The sequence below is a fragment of the Glutamicibacter sp. NPDC087673 genome (assembly GCF_044743255.1).
GTDB lineage: Bacteria > Actinomycetota > Actinomycetes > Actinomycetales > Micrococcaceae > Glutamicibacter.
Map to the genome: position 1 here is coordinate 59,802 of NZ_JBIUWB010000001.1, position 14,871 is coordinate 74,672.

General features: G+C 60.2%; 16 protein-coding genes. 5 read left to right on the top strand and 11 right to left on the bottom strand.

Annotated elements, in window-relative coordinates:
* Window position 1: 1 nt before the first annotated feature.
* Complete coding sequence (locus tag ACIOTL_RS00315) at window positions 2-1,429, bottom strand: flavin monoamine oxidase family protein (protein WP_400341213.1); 1,428 nt, start codon at window positions 1,427-1,429, stop codon at window positions 2-4.
* Between the two features lie 106 nt (window positions 1,430-1,535).
* Between ACIOTL_RS00315 and ACIOTL_RS00320 the strand changes: the two genes are divergently transcribed.
* The gene (locus ACIOTL_RS00320; RefSeq protein WP_105656310.1) at window positions 1,536-2,183 is read left to right on the top strand and encodes a TetR/AcrR family transcriptional regulator; all 648 of its coding nucleotides are present in this window, start codon (window positions 1,536-1,538) and stop codon (window positions 2,181-2,183) included.
* A gap of 2 nt (window positions 2,184-2,185) precedes the next feature.
* Entirely contained in the window at window positions 2,186-2,407 is a 222-nt protein-coding gene (locus ACIOTL_RS00325) for a LapA family protein (RefSeq protein WP_332487549.1), read from the top strand.
* On the opposite strand, the gene ACIOTL_RS00330 is transcribed toward ACIOTL_RS00325, so the two are convergent.
* The 10 genes from ACIOTL_RS00330 to ACIOTL_RS00375 form a co-directional block, all read right to left on the bottom strand.
* Window positions 2,404-2,592: a hypothetical protein gene (locus tag ACIOTL_RS00330; protein WP_332487547.1), complete on the bottom strand. Its 189-nt coding sequence runs from the start codon at window positions 2,590-2,592 to the stop codon at window positions 2,404-2,406. The two genes, ACIOTL_RS00325 and ACIOTL_RS00330, sit on opposite strands and share 4 nt — an antisense overlap.
* A gap of 163 nt (window positions 2,593-2,755) precedes the next feature.
* Window positions 2,756-3,127, bottom strand: a complete 372-nt coding sequence (locus tag ACIOTL_RS00335; RefSeq protein ID WP_105656308.1) for a hypothetical protein — start codon at window positions 3,125-3,127, stop codon at window positions 2,756-2,758.
* A 359-nt stretch (window positions 3,128-3,486) separates the two neighbouring features.
* On the bottom strand, window positions 3,487-3,732 hold the full coding sequence (locus tag ACIOTL_RS00340; RefSeq protein WP_105656307.1) for a hypothetical protein: 246 nt from the start codon (window positions 3,730-3,732) through the stop codon (window positions 3,487-3,489).
* A 200-nt stretch (window positions 3,733-3,932) separates the two neighbouring features.
* Entirely contained in the window at window positions 3,933-4,421 is a 489-nt protein-coding gene (locus tag ACIOTL_RS00345) for an Lrp/AsnC family transcriptional regulator (protein WP_105661972.1), read from the bottom strand.
* Window positions 4,422-4,573: 152 nt separating this feature from the next.
* Complete coding sequence (locus ACIOTL_RS00350) at window positions 4,574-5,830, bottom strand: MFS transporter (protein ID WP_332487544.1); 1,257 nt, start codon at window positions 5,828-5,830, stop codon at window positions 4,574-4,576.
* A 7-nt stretch (window positions 5,831-5,837) separates the two neighbouring features.
* Window positions 5,838-6,971: an NAD(P)/FAD-dependent oxidoreductase gene (locus ACIOTL_RS00355; RefSeq protein WP_400341216.1), complete on the bottom strand. Its 1,134-nt coding sequence runs from the start codon at window positions 6,969-6,971 to the stop codon at window positions 5,838-5,840.
* Window positions 6,972-7,289 carry a bifunctional 3-phenylpropionate/cinnamic acid dioxygenase ferredoxin subunit gene (locus tag ACIOTL_RS00360; RefSeq protein WP_105656303.1) on the bottom strand — a complete coding sequence of 106 codons (318 nt, stop codon included), beginning with the start codon at window positions 7,287-7,289 and terminating at the stop codon, window positions 6,972-6,974.
* Between the two features lie 96 nt (window positions 7,290-7,385).
* On the bottom strand, window positions 7,386-8,315 hold the full coding sequence (locus ACIOTL_RS00365) for an N-acetylglucosamine kinase (protein WP_388023173.1): 930 nt from the start codon (window positions 8,313-8,315) through the stop codon (window positions 7,386-7,388).
* Between the two features lie 572 nt (window positions 8,316-8,887).
* The gene (locus ACIOTL_RS00370; RefSeq protein WP_400341218.1) at window positions 8,888-10,204 is read right to left on the bottom strand and encodes an ABC transporter substrate-binding protein; all 1,317 of its coding nucleotides are present in this window, start codon (window positions 10,202-10,204) and stop codon (window positions 8,888-8,890) included.
* 173 nt (window positions 10,205-10,377) lie between these two features.
* Window positions 10,378-11,397, bottom strand: a complete 1,020-nt coding sequence (locus ACIOTL_RS00375) for a LacI family DNA-binding transcriptional regulator (protein ID WP_400341219.1) — start codon at window positions 11,395-11,397, stop codon at window positions 10,378-10,380.
* A 174-nt stretch (window positions 11,398-11,571) separates the two neighbouring features.
* On the opposite strand from ACIOTL_RS00375, the gene ACIOTL_RS00380 reads away from it, so the two are divergent.
* From ACIOTL_RS00380 to ACIOTL_RS00390, 3 genes are read left to right on the top strand one after another with little or no spacing between them, the layout of a single operon-like run.
* Window positions 11,572-12,708: a Gfo/Idh/MocA family oxidoreductase gene (locus ACIOTL_RS00380; RefSeq protein ID WP_332487636.1), complete on the top strand. Its 1,137-nt coding sequence runs from the start codon at window positions 11,572-11,574 to the stop codon at window positions 12,706-12,708.
* Window positions 12,709-12,719: 11 nt separating this feature from the next.
* Window positions 12,720-13,958: a dihydrodipicolinate synthase family protein gene (locus tag ACIOTL_RS00385; protein ID WP_400341894.1), complete on the top strand. Its 1,239-nt coding sequence runs from the start codon at window positions 12,720-12,722 to the stop codon at window positions 13,956-13,958.
* Window positions 13,955-14,863, top strand: coding sequence for a sugar phosphate isomerase/epimerase (locus ACIOTL_RS00390; RefSeq protein WP_105661980.1), 909 nt, complete (start codon window positions 13,955-13,957; stop codon window positions 14,861-14,863). The genes ACIOTL_RS00385 and ACIOTL_RS00390 overlap by 4 nt, the downstream gene beginning before the upstream one ends.
* Window positions 14,864-14,871 lie beyond the last annotated feature (8 nt).

Here is a 14,871-nt window from a genome sequence, read left to right on the forward strand (position 1 = left end):
TCTAGGCACTGGCCTTTCCCTTGGACGGGGTCAGCGTGGCAACGCCATCGTAGCTCTGGTCGTAGGCGGTGCCATCCAGTGCGGCGATGATGCGCGCGGCCGAGCGGCGGCCCATGCGCACCGCGCCGTCCACGTGCTGGAAGCCTTCGCCGGCCAGATCCGAGGAGGAGAAGTAGATCGGTCCGACATTCTCGTTCTGCGACGGGCCGAAGCGGTGCAGCCCGCCCAGGTCGTAGCTGGTGGCGTAGGCGCCGCGGGTCCATTCCTCGGCGGCGAAGTCCGAGAGGTAGAAGACCTTGGGATCCAGTGCCTTCTCGCCCAGGTAGCCGGCCATGGCCTTGAGGATCACCGCGCGGCGCTGTTCCTCGTCCAGTTCCCACATGGCGTCGGCCTTCAGATCCGAGATGAAGCCGACCAGTGTGCCGGTTTCCTCCCCGGCATAGGTGTTGTCGTAGAGCTCCTGGACCAGGCTGCTCGGGCCGAAGCAGGTGCCCGACAGGCCCTCTTCGCGCCAGAACGGGGTGTCGTAGACGGCGTGGACCTTGATGACCAGGCCCATGGACTGGTGCTGGTGGGTGATCTGCTGCTTGCGCGGCAGCGCCGGGACGTAGGAAATGCGCGAGTACAGGTTCGGCGGTACCGCCAGCACGGCCTTCTTCGCCGAGACGGTCACGGTGCTCCCGTGGGCCACCACCCCGCCATCGAACCATTCGAGCTTGAGCACGGGGTTGTCCAGGAAGACGGTCTGCTGGCCCAGCTTCTCGGCCAGCGTCTTGGATACGCCCTGCATGGTGCCCACGATGCGCCGGTCCAGGATGAAGTCCTCGTCCACCAGGTTGTCGAAGGAGCCGGCCGAGGACGCCATGAGCACCGCCTGCAGCGCGGAGAAGGTGTGCGCCGGCTTGGTCAGCATGCCCCCGGCGATGAACAGGCCCACGTTGTTGCAGGCCAGCTCGTCGGCACAGTGCTGGCGCAGGAAGTGGTGGAAGGAGATCTGGTCCAGCTCCTGGGCCTGAGGGTGCTCCCACGGCTTGTCCGGGTCCATTTCGGCGGCCAGCTGGTTCATGAGTTCTACCAGCTTGTCCATTTCGGCCACGGTGCTGGCGGCCACCGGGAAGTCCTCGCCCTCATAGGCGATCCGCTCGCCTTCCCCGGTGAGGTAGACGCTCTTGCCCGCCTTGTAGCGTTCGAAGGTCTCGATGCCAAGTTCATTGATCAGCGAGTAGAGGCCGGTCTGGTCGGGGCTGATCCACTGGCCGCCGATCTCGATGGTCGCGCCGTCCATGACGTCGGTCCAGGTGCGCCCGCCGACGCGGTCGCGGGCTTCGAGCACCGCGACGGACTTGCCGGCCTTGCTCAGCTCATAGGCTGCTGTCAGTCCCGATGGCCCTGCACCGATGACGACGACGTCGCGTTCCAGATGTTGCATGATCGACTCCCTTGCACATTTAAATGAATAAGGTTCATTTACCTGTCATATAGCATAGGGTACGAAGATCCAGTTGTGAAGCACCCCACGTCAGGAAGAGGTCCGCATGAGTGAAACGGAAGCCAGGCGAGCCGGGCGCCCGCGCAAGGCGGTGCTGAATCGGGAGCGCATTACCGAGCACGCGCTGGAACTTGTTTCCGGGGACGGCTACGAGTCCCTGACCATGCAGCGGCTGGCAAAATCCCTGGGCGTCTCTCCATCGGCCCTCTACAACCACGTCGATTCCAAGCACGACCTCCTGCAGTGGATCCAGGAACTGGTCATGGCCGATATAGACACCTCGGTATTCGACCAAGCCGATACCAAGCAGGCTTTGCTTCAATGGGCTACGAGCTACCGGAACGTCTTCGCGCGGCACATTCCCCTGATTCCGGTCATCGCGGTACTGCCCGTCTCCGATTCGCCGCGCACCTTGGGAATGTACGAGCGCGTTGCCGAAGCGCTGGCAGACTTCGGCATGGCAGAGAACGAGATTGTTCCGACGATTGTCGCACTGGAATCATTCATCTTCGGCTCGGCCATGGATACGGCCGCTCCGCATGACATTTTCGACACCAGCAATCACCAGGATCTCACTCCGCATTTCACCCAGGCTGTGGCCGCGCAACGCCGATCAGAGCTTGATACCAGCGACGATTCGTTCCAGCGCGGGTTGTCGGCTCTCGTTGCCGGCTTGCTGGCGAACGGAAGCTGAGCATGGGCTATCCGGAGCAGCGGCCGCCGAAGAAGGGGCTTAGCGCCAAGCAATGGGCAGCTATTGCTCTGGTGATCCTCGCGGTGGTCTTCATGCTGCAGAACCTGGCCTTCGTCCGCGTTGAATTCTTCTTGATCCATTCCACGGCTCCGCTGTGGCTTGTCCTGCTCGTTACCCTGGCCGCGGGGTATGCCATCGGGTGGTTCTCCAGACGGCGAGGCTAGTCGTCGAGGATTGCCCACTCCCCTACCTGCTCGTTATCCGAGTCGTAGACATCTTCCTGGGCGCCGGCAACGATCGGATACATCGTGATGCTCGTCGACCAGTCGCGCAGAATCTTCTGCAGCTCCTCCAATGGCTTGAGCTGCATGTTCTCGGTATCGAAGTTAACTTCCAAAACAAAACGCATGGCCTGCTCCCGTCCTTCCCGTTGCCGCCATCCTATGCCCGCCGGGCAAGAAATACGAGACTTGCCGCAAGCCCGGCCTCGGAGTAAGCATCTGGTCCGGAAACAGGAAAACGGGATCCCGAGTTGCCTCGGAATCCCGTTTTCCTGGAAATGCTTGCGAGAGCTACTGGCTTGCGCCCATGTAGCTCAGCGACTGGAGAGCTTCATTGCCGCCGACCTTGTACAAAGCCAAGACCAGGCCGCCGAAGACGATGCCCATGATGGCAGAAAAGCCGAGCGAGATCTTGACCAGCGAACGAACTTCGCCGCGGCTGACCTCGGCTTCATCGTTGAGGTAGCGAGCCGCGCCCTGGGTGAAGCTGGCTGCCGGGGTCAATGCGGGAACCGGTGCCGTGAGCAGGTTCGAGGCCGTATCGGTGGCTCCACCGCGCAGATGGGCAACAGTGGTGCGGTTCTTCCGATCCTGGCGGAGCTTGACGATGTTGGCGCCGTGGCGTGCCAAGAGGATGTCTTCACCGAGTGGGATCGAGGCCATTGTTGTTGCTCCTAAAGAATTAACGCTGCTGCATTTCCAGTCATATCCATCATTTCCGACCATTTATCTATTGAGAAGTGGTTTGTTCAGAACCCCACATGCCCCTGTGATGCAATCCGCATGATTCAGGGGTTAAATCGGCTTTTCTGGTGACCGGGGACATAGTTTCCCGGAATTGCGCGAGGTTAATTACCTGCCTGCATTCCGCTGGCACTTGCCGTTTATTCCCGACGCCATTTCCCGGTTCATCAGCTTTGGATAAAGACGGGGCCAGCGGCCGCCCAAGGGCCCTTGACGCGGCTGAGCCCCAGTCCGGAAATGGACTGGGGCTCAGCATCGTCAGCGCATGGGTGCAAACCCTATGCGGTCTTCAGGTCCTGCCCATCCTGCTTGCGCTGGCGCTTTGCCGCGCGGATCTGCAGTACCAGATCGTGGTTCGACAGGTCTTCCGGCGAGGCAACGCCGCGCTTCCGGGCCTTGGCAACCAGGGCCTGGCGGATTTCTGCCTGGTGGGTGCGCTTGTACCGGATCACCAGCACAACGGTTGCGATGGCCAGAACAATCAAGGTCACCAGTGCGGTGACAACAGTTGCGTCAAAATGCATTATCTTCTCGACCTCCCCATTCTTTCAGTCGCAGCTGCGGTGGGGTCCGTTGCTTGTCTGGAGAACCGATCCCCAGCTGCCAACGGGCCGCAGCCATGCCAAGAGAAGAACATCAAGTTTAGCATGTTTCTTCGACCAACGCAGGGCTGCGGGTTGTTCCTGCGAACATGGGCGAGATGGAAATCGGTCAAGAATGGGGCCTAGTACTCTCCGCTGCCGTGGCCGTGTTCGAATACCAGGGAGGTTTGGGTGGTGGCCACGGCCGGATTGGCCGAGAGGTTATCGAGCACGAACTGGCGCACATCCGAAGAATTGCGCACCGCTACGTGCAGGACGAAGTCGTCAGCGCCGCCCAGGAAGAACAGCTGTCGCACCCCCGGTTTGCTGCGCATGTCAGTAGCGAAGTTCGACATCAGGTGACGGGCTCCGGGACGGATTTTCACGAAGATCAGCGCTTCGAGCTCCCGGCCCAGAACCTGCGGATCCACTTCGATGGTGAAGCGCGAAATCACTCCCGAATCGCGCAAGGCATTCAACCGCGCCAGGCAGGTGGACGGTGCTATGCCCAGCTCCTCTGCCAGGGAGTTGTTGGTCCGCCGGGAGTTCTTCGTCAGCAACGCCAGCAGTTTGCGGTCTATGCCATCAAGCTGCGTTGCACGGCTCTCCCGCCCGGATTCGTTCATCGACATTCAGCCGCACCTGCTCCTCATTATCGCGGTTCGCTGGATTCATCATACGGCCCGGTTGGCGTCCCCTTGGCGTTTTTCCGCCACCAGTTCCCGGTGCCGCACCGTTTCCGTTCCGCTCGGTGCGCGACGCTGGGGAATGCTTCGTCCAGGACCTACGGAACGCTCTTGATCTGGCGTACCAGCACGGCGCCGAGGAGGCTGATCACCACAGAGCACAGGAACAGGGTCGGGTAGCCGCCGAACCAGCTCACCGCCAGCCAGGCGATCAGCGGGGCGACCACCTGCGGCAGCGAGTTGGCAATGTTGATCATGCCCAGGTCCTTGCCGCGCGAATCGGCGTTCGGCAATACCTGGGTCAGCAGCGCAAAGTCCACCGCCAGGTAGGCGCCGAAGCCGATGCCCAGGAGCACTGCGGCGACAATGGCGGTGGCGAAGGACGTTGCCGTCGCCAGCACGCCGGCCGCGGCGGCAACGATGACCGAAGAGATGATGACGTACTTCTTGCGCTTGCCGTCCTTGTCCGAGAGCTTGCCGGAGATCACCGAAGAGAAGATCACGCAGAAGGCGTAGATCGCGGTCAGCACCAGCACTCCCTGGGCCGGTTCTGGATGCTTGATGGCATCTTGCAGGAAGAACAGCAGGTAGACCAGGCACAGCTGGCAACCGAGATACAGCAAGAAGCGGGTCAGCCAGGCCCATCCGAAGTCGGCATGCTTGACCGGGTTGATCCAGAAGCTGCGCACGAATTCCAGCGGCTTGACAGGCTCCAGTGCTCCCTTGGGCAGCGGAACATCCTGGCGCATCAGCACGAACGGAATGGAGCAAATGGCCACGGCGGTAGCGACGATGGCGTAGCCGAAGACCAGATTGCTCGCAGCGACCATGCCGATCACGGCACCGATCAGCGAACCGCAGGTTTGGCCCAAGGCCACCAGCCCGCCAACCATGCCGCGCTGCTCTACCGGCACCTTGTCCGGGATGGCCGCGAAGATCGCAGCCAGCGCGGCGTTGCCGGCAGCTTGCATCAGCGCCCAGCCGATGACCAGCGTGCTCACGGTTTGCGAGGTCGACATCAGCAGCAGGGCCAGCGCAGCGCAGATAGTTCCAAAGAACACCCACGGGATGCGGCGCCCGAATTTCGATGTGCTGCGGTCGCTGAGCGCGCCGAACAGCGGGTTGGCTACCAGCGAGACGGCCGCGCCGACGCCGGTGACCAGCGAGAGAATCGCGTTCTTCTGGCTGGCATCCAGTTGTTCGGCGTGCAATCCGAGCAGCACCTGGATCGGTGCGAAGAAGCCGACATTGATACCGATATGGACAATGACAACCGCAGCGATCCAGCCAGGGCCAACCCGTTTGGTGGGCGTCTGCAGGGCCGCGGGAACCTTCAGTGGTTCGGCTGCATTCATAAGTTTCTTACCGGCCTAACTCGCGCGGACCCGTCAGGGGGTCCTTCAATTGTTCAATGCTTGGGGTGGCTGATTTCGCAATGAGCCGTCTCACGGCCTTGGCCATCAGGCCGCCATCGATCATCGAGGCGGACACCAATGAGCCCTTGGCGTCGAGCCCGAAGACCGTCTGGATCTTGCCTCGCCGGTTCAGGCGCGTCACGGTGCTGGCGGCCTGGCTGAAGTCGCCCACGGTTTCCACGTGCATTTCGTGGCGGTCGCTCCAGAACCATGGCACCGAACGCTTCGGTGCGGCTGTGCCCATGATGGTTGCCGCCGCTTGGGCGGCATCTTCCATGGCAGCTTCCCAGTGCACCGCACGGGGCTGGTTTTCCTCCCGGGCGACGTCGCCGATAGCCAGCACCTGGGGGCAGCTGGCAGAACGCTGCTGCGCGTCGACCACGATCCCGTCGTCGACTTCCAGGCCCAGCTGCTCGGCGAGCGCAGTTTCGGGTTCGACGCCGATGGCTGCCACGATCAGCTCCGCATCATGGCGCTGGCCATTGGCCATTGCATAGTTGGGGCCGAGCTCGGTCACCGCACCGGTCAAGGTGGCAATGCCGTGGTTGGCATGATCCGCGTGCAGCTGTTCGGCAAGTTCTTGGCCCAGCACGTGGGCCAGAGGTGCGTCGGAGCTGGAAATCAAGGTGACTTGCGCCCCGGACATCCTGGCGGTGGACGCGAACTCGGCCCCTACCAGCCCCGCTCCGATGACAAGCACCCGCTGGCCGAACATCCCCGATTCCAGGACGTCGGATATGCGGGCGGCGTCAGCTGCGCTGTGCAGGCTGAGCGCATGGTGCCCACCGGGAACATCCAATGCCTTGGGCGTGGTGCCGGTAGCCAGCACAACCCAGTCGTCAGCGGATTGCGGCAGTTGCAGGCTTTGGACATCTTCCTGGATCAGGCCGACGCCATGGTGCTGGTACCAGGACACCGGTGCGAACGGTTCAACCTGCAGGGACTTGCTCAGCGGCGGACGATCATAGGGCAGGCCCTGGGCATCGCTGATCTTGATGGATCCGGCGTACTGCTGCTGCACCAGGTGCCGGGCCAGTGCATACCCCGCGACCCCGCCTCCGATGATGTGCACGGAAGGCATTTAGATTTCAAGCTCCAAGAAGCCGTCCACGACGTCCACCTTGTAGGTCCGGGCGTCCACGGTGGCTGGCATGCATTGCACCTTGCCGGTTTTCAGGTCGAAGGTCGAGGAGTGGATGGGGCATTCGATGCTGCAGTCTTCGAGCCAGCCGTCGGAAAGCGAAGCGACCTCGTGGGTGCATTCATCCTGCAGCGCGTAGAAGTTGCCGTCTTCGGCGTGGAAGATCGCGATGTCTTCGCTTGCGCCGCTGTCTTTGGCTTCAACCAGCAGCGATTCGCCTTCGGGGACAAGATCTACGGGACCGACTCGGAAACTCACGATGACTCCTTAATAATCACGACGTTCTCCACTAATCTTGTCACCTATTGATTGCCTGCGCCTATTTGATGGCCAGTTATCACCGCTGCCCACGTCTTATGGCTGGGCGCGAAAGCGCGATACGAGGCCTTGCAAGGCGTGGTCCGCTGGCAGGAGGGCCAATGCACGGGCTCCGTCCAGCCCATTTCCCGGCGAATCCTGGACTTGCGCGGCAGGGACCAGCAGGTGCAGCTCCCGCACGAAGCTGCTTCTGGCGAATTCGCCGGCGAGCACTCCCCCGATGGCTGCGACCGGAATCGCTCCGGCCTGTTGTTCCAGCCTCGCGCGGCGCAATGCCGTTGCTGCGGAGCTGGCCAGTTCTGCACCGGCGAGCGCGCAGATCCGCGCCGCCATTTCATCGGTCGCGGCCAACTGGGCAACCCTCTGCGCAAAGGAGGCGACGATGGCCACCCTGTCCGGCATCGCTTGCAAGTCAATATACGCTTCGGAGAGATCGGGCCAGCGCTTCGCGAGTTCCCCGGTCAGCGCGGTAGCTGGCCCGCGGCCGTCAAAGCCGCGCATGGCCGCGTTCATTGCCTTCTGGCCAATCCAATAGCCGCTGCCGGCATCACCCATGATGTGGCCCCATCCATCAACTCGGGCCACCGAGCAGGGGCCTACCGCCAAGGTGACGACACCGGTACCGGCTGCAACGACAGCGCCGTGGCGTTCTCCCAGCGCTCCGAGATAGCTGGTCACCGAATCGTGGGCCAGCGCAATATGGGAAATAGCGCTGGATCCGATGAGGTCGTAGAGCTGCCGTGCATCATGTTCGGCTTTCACCAGGCCTGTGGTGCCTACGCTCACGGTGCTGCACTCCCATCCGGCGGCAGCGGCAGCTTGGTTAATGGCGCGTGCCAGTTGGGGCAGGACGGGTTCATGGGTTTGCACACCGGGAAGCGCTAATTCTGCAGTTTCGCCATCCTGCTCGAATCTCAGCTTGATTCCGGTCTGCCCGCCGTCTACTGCCAAAAGTCCAGATGCCATTTTTCCATTCCTCTTGCACTTAGTTTTCAGGATACTTTGTGCTCCCCGCATTGGCCGCAGAGCTGGCGGGGTTCGACCTGCAATCCGCAGGTGCCGCAAACCGATCACCGGCAAGGTCGAGCCAGCAGCTTTGCGGCCCAGAACTGCGGGCACCGCGGTGTGGTTGCCTCTGGCAATGGATGGAAGAAAGCAGGAACCCAATGGCAATTCACCTCTCGGGGGATTCCAGCTGATTGGCAGCACCCTTCCGATAGGCCATGCTCTGGAAAGTTCAACGGCCGCTGGCGACTCGCATCCCGGTTACTGGTGCACTCGCGACTCGTCGCACGCAAATGGCTGGAGAGGCTTGCTTGGGCGCAGATCACGACCGAACAAGGTTATGAGGCATCTGGAAGCCCTGGTTCAAACCGCAGCCCTGTACGGCACGCGCCGTGGCGAATTCAAGGATTGCACCGCGCAGAGAGTTGAAGGAGGAGCAGAATGAACTTTCCCTCGAACGCGCAAAGGCCGTTGCAATCCCCGGGATCCAGGGATTGCAACGACCGCAAGAACGATGGTTGATTCTCGTTCAGCTATTGGGCTACCGCAGTTTCGATTTCCTTGAAGGCATTCTGCGCCGCGTCGCTTACGCTCTGGCGCTCGAAGAACACTTCCATTTCATAACGGTAGAGGACATCCTGAACCGCACTGAACCCCATTGGCGGGATTGGTTCCGTGCTCTGAAGTTCGGGTTTCAAGCTCGTCACGAATTCTGCAGAAGAAGCTTCGATTGAATCCAATTTTGAGACGACTTGTTCCCGCACTTCGGTGTTCGAAGGTAACCCGCGGTCCATCTGGTTCAGCGCGCCAGCTTCTTGCGAATTCACCATGAAGTCAACAAATCTCTTGACCTCTTCCGGGTGTTCGGTGCGAGCATACCCCGACATCATCATTGACGACTTGTGCCAAAGACCATTGTCCTCAGCCTTGCCGGTGTGGCTTGGCAGTCGCAGCGGAACCAAGTCCGAACCAACCGCTGTGGAAAGGCCTCCCAACTGGTTGCTCCACCACATGCCGAAGGCTGCCACTCCCGTGCCTGTCATAGAACGGTCTGGACCTGCATTCTGGTTTTCCGCCAGGACCGAGGCCTTTGGATAAGAACCGTTATCCATCAAGTCCTTGTGGTGCTGGAAGTACTTGGCCAGATCGTCAGGCGAGAATCCGAGTGATCCATCCGAGCTCGTCAGATTCTTCTTGTCTTGACGCAACCAGGTCTGCAACCCGGCCGGTTCGTTCGGGGCTTCGGCTCCATATTTGCCGTCGAGCTTCTGGCTCACCGTCTCGGTGATCGTCCGGTAGTCATCCCACGTCCAGGTCTTGTCATCTGGAACTTCCAGGCCAGCTTCGGCTAAGACTTGTGGATTGGCGGTCAATGTGAAGGAATTGATTCCGGTGGTAATGCCGACAAGGCCGGCATCGGTTGTACCGTTTTGAACGGCAACGTCTTCGAACTTGGAAACATCTACGCCTTCGAGGTCCAGCAATGCGCCGCGGTCCGCGTATTCGCGAAGGTACTTGTCGTCCATCTGGATAATGTCCGGAGCATCGTTGGAGGCAACCTGTGTTGCGAGCTTGTCCCAGTAGCCGCTCCAGTCGGAGTACTCGCCTTGGACATCGATGTCCGGGTTGGCCGCTTCGAAAGCCTCAATAATTTCATTGGTTGCCTGGGCCCGCGAATCCGAGCCCCACCATGAGAAACGAAGCTGGATCTTCCCGTCCTCACCGTCGGCAGCGCTGCTACCGCCACAGCCAGTGAGGGCCAGAGCGGCTACCGCCACAACTGCAACTGATTTGCTTAGCCGCAGACCGAATTTCCGTCCAGTTTTTCTCGTGCATACCTGCTGAGTCATGAAAATCTTCCTTGGGTGGGGTGGTGATGCGAGGCCATCCTGCAAGCAACACCTGGTTTTTCATTGTGGAAAGCGCTTGCCAAACAATCTAGGTGTGATTGCGGTCACTGGTCAAGGGGTTTCGGGAATCAAGTCAGTTAGTTTTCGCATGGCACGATTCCCAATGAACATCACTACTGGCCGTCAGCCAGCTGCGTGGACTCGCGCAGGACCGGCACACCGGAAACCACAATCTTCCGCAGTTCGCCGTGGTTCAGCGCCATCTCACCAGCCCATTTTCCGATTTCTTCCAGAGGAAGTCGAGCAGTGCTGACCGTGGGCGTAATGTCGATAAGGGTCGGGATGTCATCGAATCCCACCACAGCGATATCTTCGGGAATACGCAAGCGGTTTTCGCGAATCGCCCGAATGGCACCCAGGGCCATGACATCCGAAACGCAGAATACGCACACCCGATGGACACCGCCTGCCGACTTCTGCTGCTTGAGGTAGTCGCTCATTGCAACATAGGCCCCCTCGCGCGAGAAGGGACCGCTGATAACTTCCTCTGCATCCAGGCCACTGCGCTTCAGCTTCTCCAGGAACCCGTTGGAACGGTCCCTCGATGTCAGCAGATTCGCTTCCCCTGCCAATACGACAAACCTGCGGTGGCCGGCACTGATCAGCTCGGCCGCCAGATGCTCGGCAGTTACTTCGTTGTCGATTTGTATGCCACCCATATCGGTCATAGGCTGGCCGATAATCATGACCTGGCCACCGTTTTCCTGATAATTCTCGATCAGTTTCAGCAACTGCCCATTCTCGCCCAAACTGCGCGATCCCGACAGGATGATAGCGTCCGTCCGTTGCGACATGAATGCCTGAACGGCTTCGATTTCCCGCTCGGGATCGTACTCCGTGCTGGCCAAAAGCAGCTGGACACCGCTATCACCAAGAGAGCGCTGCACTCCCCGGGCGATGGTAGAGAAGTAGGGGTCGGCTATGTCCCTGACCACCAAGCCGATCAGCTTCGTGGTGGATCTGGCAAGCGCTTGCGCTTGGGCATTGGGGAAGTAACCGAGCTTTTCAGCCGCAGCACGCACTTTATCCGAGATTTCCACAGCCGGCTTGCGTGCTGACCCATTGAGCACTCGCGAAGCGGTCGCCAGGGAAACCCCGGCTTCATTAGCCACATCAGTTAGTCGAACAGCCATCTGAAATCCTTATCATTCTCTGCAACCTGGCACAAGCTTATCTTTCGCGAACGTGATGGTTGACACTCCAATTACACCTCACTATCGTGGAAAGCGCATTCCCATTCTATTCCCTTACGCATTCCCCGTTTCGAGGAGACCCCAGTGACAGAAACAAAAGTTCTACGCATCGCCATGAACGGCATCACCGGCCGCATGGGATACCGCCAGCACTTGCTGCGTTCAATCCTTCCTATCCGAGACCAGGGAGGAATCACTCTCGGGGACGGTTCGAAGCTGACCGTTGAACCGATCCTCGTTGGACGTAACGAAGCGAAGCTGCGCGAACTTGCGCAGAAGCACCAGGTTGAGCACTACAGCACCGATCTTGACTCCCTGATTGATGACCCGAGTGTCGACATCATTTTCGACGCGTCCATGACTTCCTTGCGTTACGAAACGCTGTCGAAAGCCATCGGGGCAGGCAAGCATATCTTCACCGAGAAACCGACCGCTGAAACCCTCGAAGAGGCCGTTGATCTCGCCCGCCAGGCACAGGCCAAGGGAATTACCGCCGGCGTCGTGCACGACAAGCTCTACTTGCCCGGCCTGGTGAAGTTACGCCGCTTGGTCGACGAAGGCTTCTTCGGACGCATTCTCTCAATGCGCGGCGAGTTCGGCTACTGGGTATTCGAGGGAGACATCCAGGAAGCGCAGCGGCCTTCCTGGAACTACCGTCTTGCGGATGGCGGATCGATGACCACCGACATGTACTGCCACTGGAACTACGTCCTTGAAGGAATCATCGGCAAGGTCAAGTCGGTCACCTCGACCACGGCAACCCACATCCCTACCCGCTGGGACGAACGAGGCGAAGCCTACGAAGCCACCGCAGATGATGCGGCCTACGGCATCTTCGAACTCGAAACTCCTTCCGGCGATGCAGTAATTGCGCAGATCAACTCCTCGTGGGCAGTGCGCGTCTACCGCGATGAACTGGTGGAATTCCAGATCGACGGCACCCACGGTTCCGCCGTCGCGGGATTGAACAAGTGCGTTGCCCAGCAACGCGCCCACACTCCGAAGCCTGTTTGGAACCCCGATTTGCCAGTCACTGAGTCGTTCCGCGACCAGTGGATGGAAGTTCCCGCCAATGCCGACCTGGATAACGGCTTCAAGCTGCAGTGGGAAGATTTCTTGGCCGACGTCGCAGCGGGACGCGAACACCAGTATGGCTTGCTTTCGGCAGCTCGCGGTGTCCAGCTGGCGGCTTTGGGATTGCAGTCAGCCGCCGAACGACGCACCCTCGATATCCCGGAGATCACGCTATGAGCTACGCATCCTTGCCCGAATTGACACTCATTGACGAAAACGGGCAGAACTTTTCCTATCGGTTGAAAGGCCCCGGAGAATTCCAGCGGCCGTCTGCCCCGCTTTCCTCGCGCAAGGCCTATGCTGCAGCCCATGTCATCCCCCTCATGGGAGCAGACAATACGCCTGGCGCACCGGCAAGCATCGATTGGGATGCGACGCTGGCCTACCGGCACGAGCTATGGTCCTACGGGCTGGGTGTCGCCGATGCGATGGATACGGCGCAGCGAGGCATGGGGCTGGACTACGCGGCTACCTGCGAGTTGATCAGGCGATCGGCGATCGAAGCGGCCGGGGTTCTCCAGAAGAACAGCTACCCGGCCTTGGCTGGGCTCACCGTCAGGGATATTCTCGCCTGCGGTGTCGGCACGGACCAGCTGTCGGCAGACACTGTCCAGCCGGGCCAGCTGGCTGAAGTCACCAACGCTTATTTGGAGATGCTGCGCCTTGTTGAAGGTTCAGGTTCGAAGGCGATCTTGATGTGCTCCCGGGCCCTGGTCAAGGCTGCGCGCACCTCGCAGGATTATCTGGACGTGTATGCGACTTTGCTCGATGCTGCCAAGCAGCCAGTGATCCTGCATTGGCTTGGCGACATGTTCGATCCACAGTTGAGCGGCTACTGGGGAACACAGGATTTGGCAGAAGCCACCGGGGTTTTCCAGTCCATTCTGGAGCAGCACGCGTCGAAAATCGACGGCGTCAAAGTCTCTTTGCTCAATGCCGAGCATGAGAAGCAGCTTCGTGCCGCATTGCCAGCTGGAGTGCGCCTCTACACTGGCGACGATTTCAACTATCCCGAGCTGATTCACGGTGACGGGCAACTGCATTCCGATGCGTTGCTGGGAATTTTCGCCGCCATCTATCCCGCTGCGTCAACGGCCTTGCAGGCTTTCGATGCAGGCGACGCAGAACGCGGCCGGAAGATCCTGGACTCCACCAGAGAGCTGGGATTGCATATTTTCAGCGCCCCAACGTTCTACTACAAGACCGGGATTGCCTTCCTTTCGTGGCTCAATGGGCACCAAAGCGGTTTCCAGATGATCGGCGGGCTGCACGCCGGACGTTCCCTGCCGCATTTGGTGCGCACATTCGTTCTCGCTGATGGCGCTGGCCTGTTGCAAAACCCGGATCTGGCTGCTGAGCGAATGGAACAGCTCCTGGCAATTTCTGGAATCAAAACTACAACTTCGTCCCTGACAGGTGTGTCATGACATTCGAACTATCGCTTAATACCGGCACTACCCCGAATCTCAGCCTCCACGAAGCCGCCGAAGCTGCAGCGCAGGCGGGCCTGAGCCATATTGGTCCGTGGCGGCATTTGCTTGCCGAGGCCGGTGGCGCTGGGCCAGCAGCCCAGATCATCGCTGGGGCAGGGCTCAAAGCCAGCACCTTGTGCCGTGGCGGCTTTCTCACTGCACCTTCGGCCGAAGCCCAAGCTGCCGCGCTGGCATCGAACCGGCAGGCCATCGAGGAAGCTGCCGTCATCGGCGCCAATGAATTGATCATGGTCGTGGGCGGCTTGCCGTCGGCCGCGCATATTCTGGGCGGCACCGGGGATCCAGCAGACAAGAACATTGTCGCGGCTCGCGATCGCGTCGCGCGCGGCTTGGAAGAGCTGGTTCCCATCGCCCTGGAACACGGCGTTCGGCTGGTGCTAGAACCGTTGCATCCAATGTATGCCGCCGACCGAGCGGTGCTTTCCACACTCGGACAGGCCCTGGACTTGGCCAGTCCTTATCCAACCAAGGCCGTAGGCGTTGTTGTTGACACCTTCCATGTGTTCTGGGATCCGCAATTGCAGCAGCAGATCCAGCGGGCAGGCCTTGAGCATCGCCTGGCCAGCTACCAGATCTGTGATTTCAATCTGCCGATTGCCAGCAATGCACTGCAATCCAGAGGCATGATGGGCGACGGCCATATCGATTTCTCGGCGATTTCCCGATGGGTGTCACAGGCCGGATACCGAGGTCCAGTTGAAGTCGAGATCTTCAATGACGAGATCAACCAGCAGGATTCCGCGCTGACCTTGGCAACCATGTCCCAGCGCTACGAAACTCTCGTACTGCCCCACCTTGAGCAAGCTGCGGGCGTTCAGCCGGCCAGCGCATTAAACTGATCTGAATT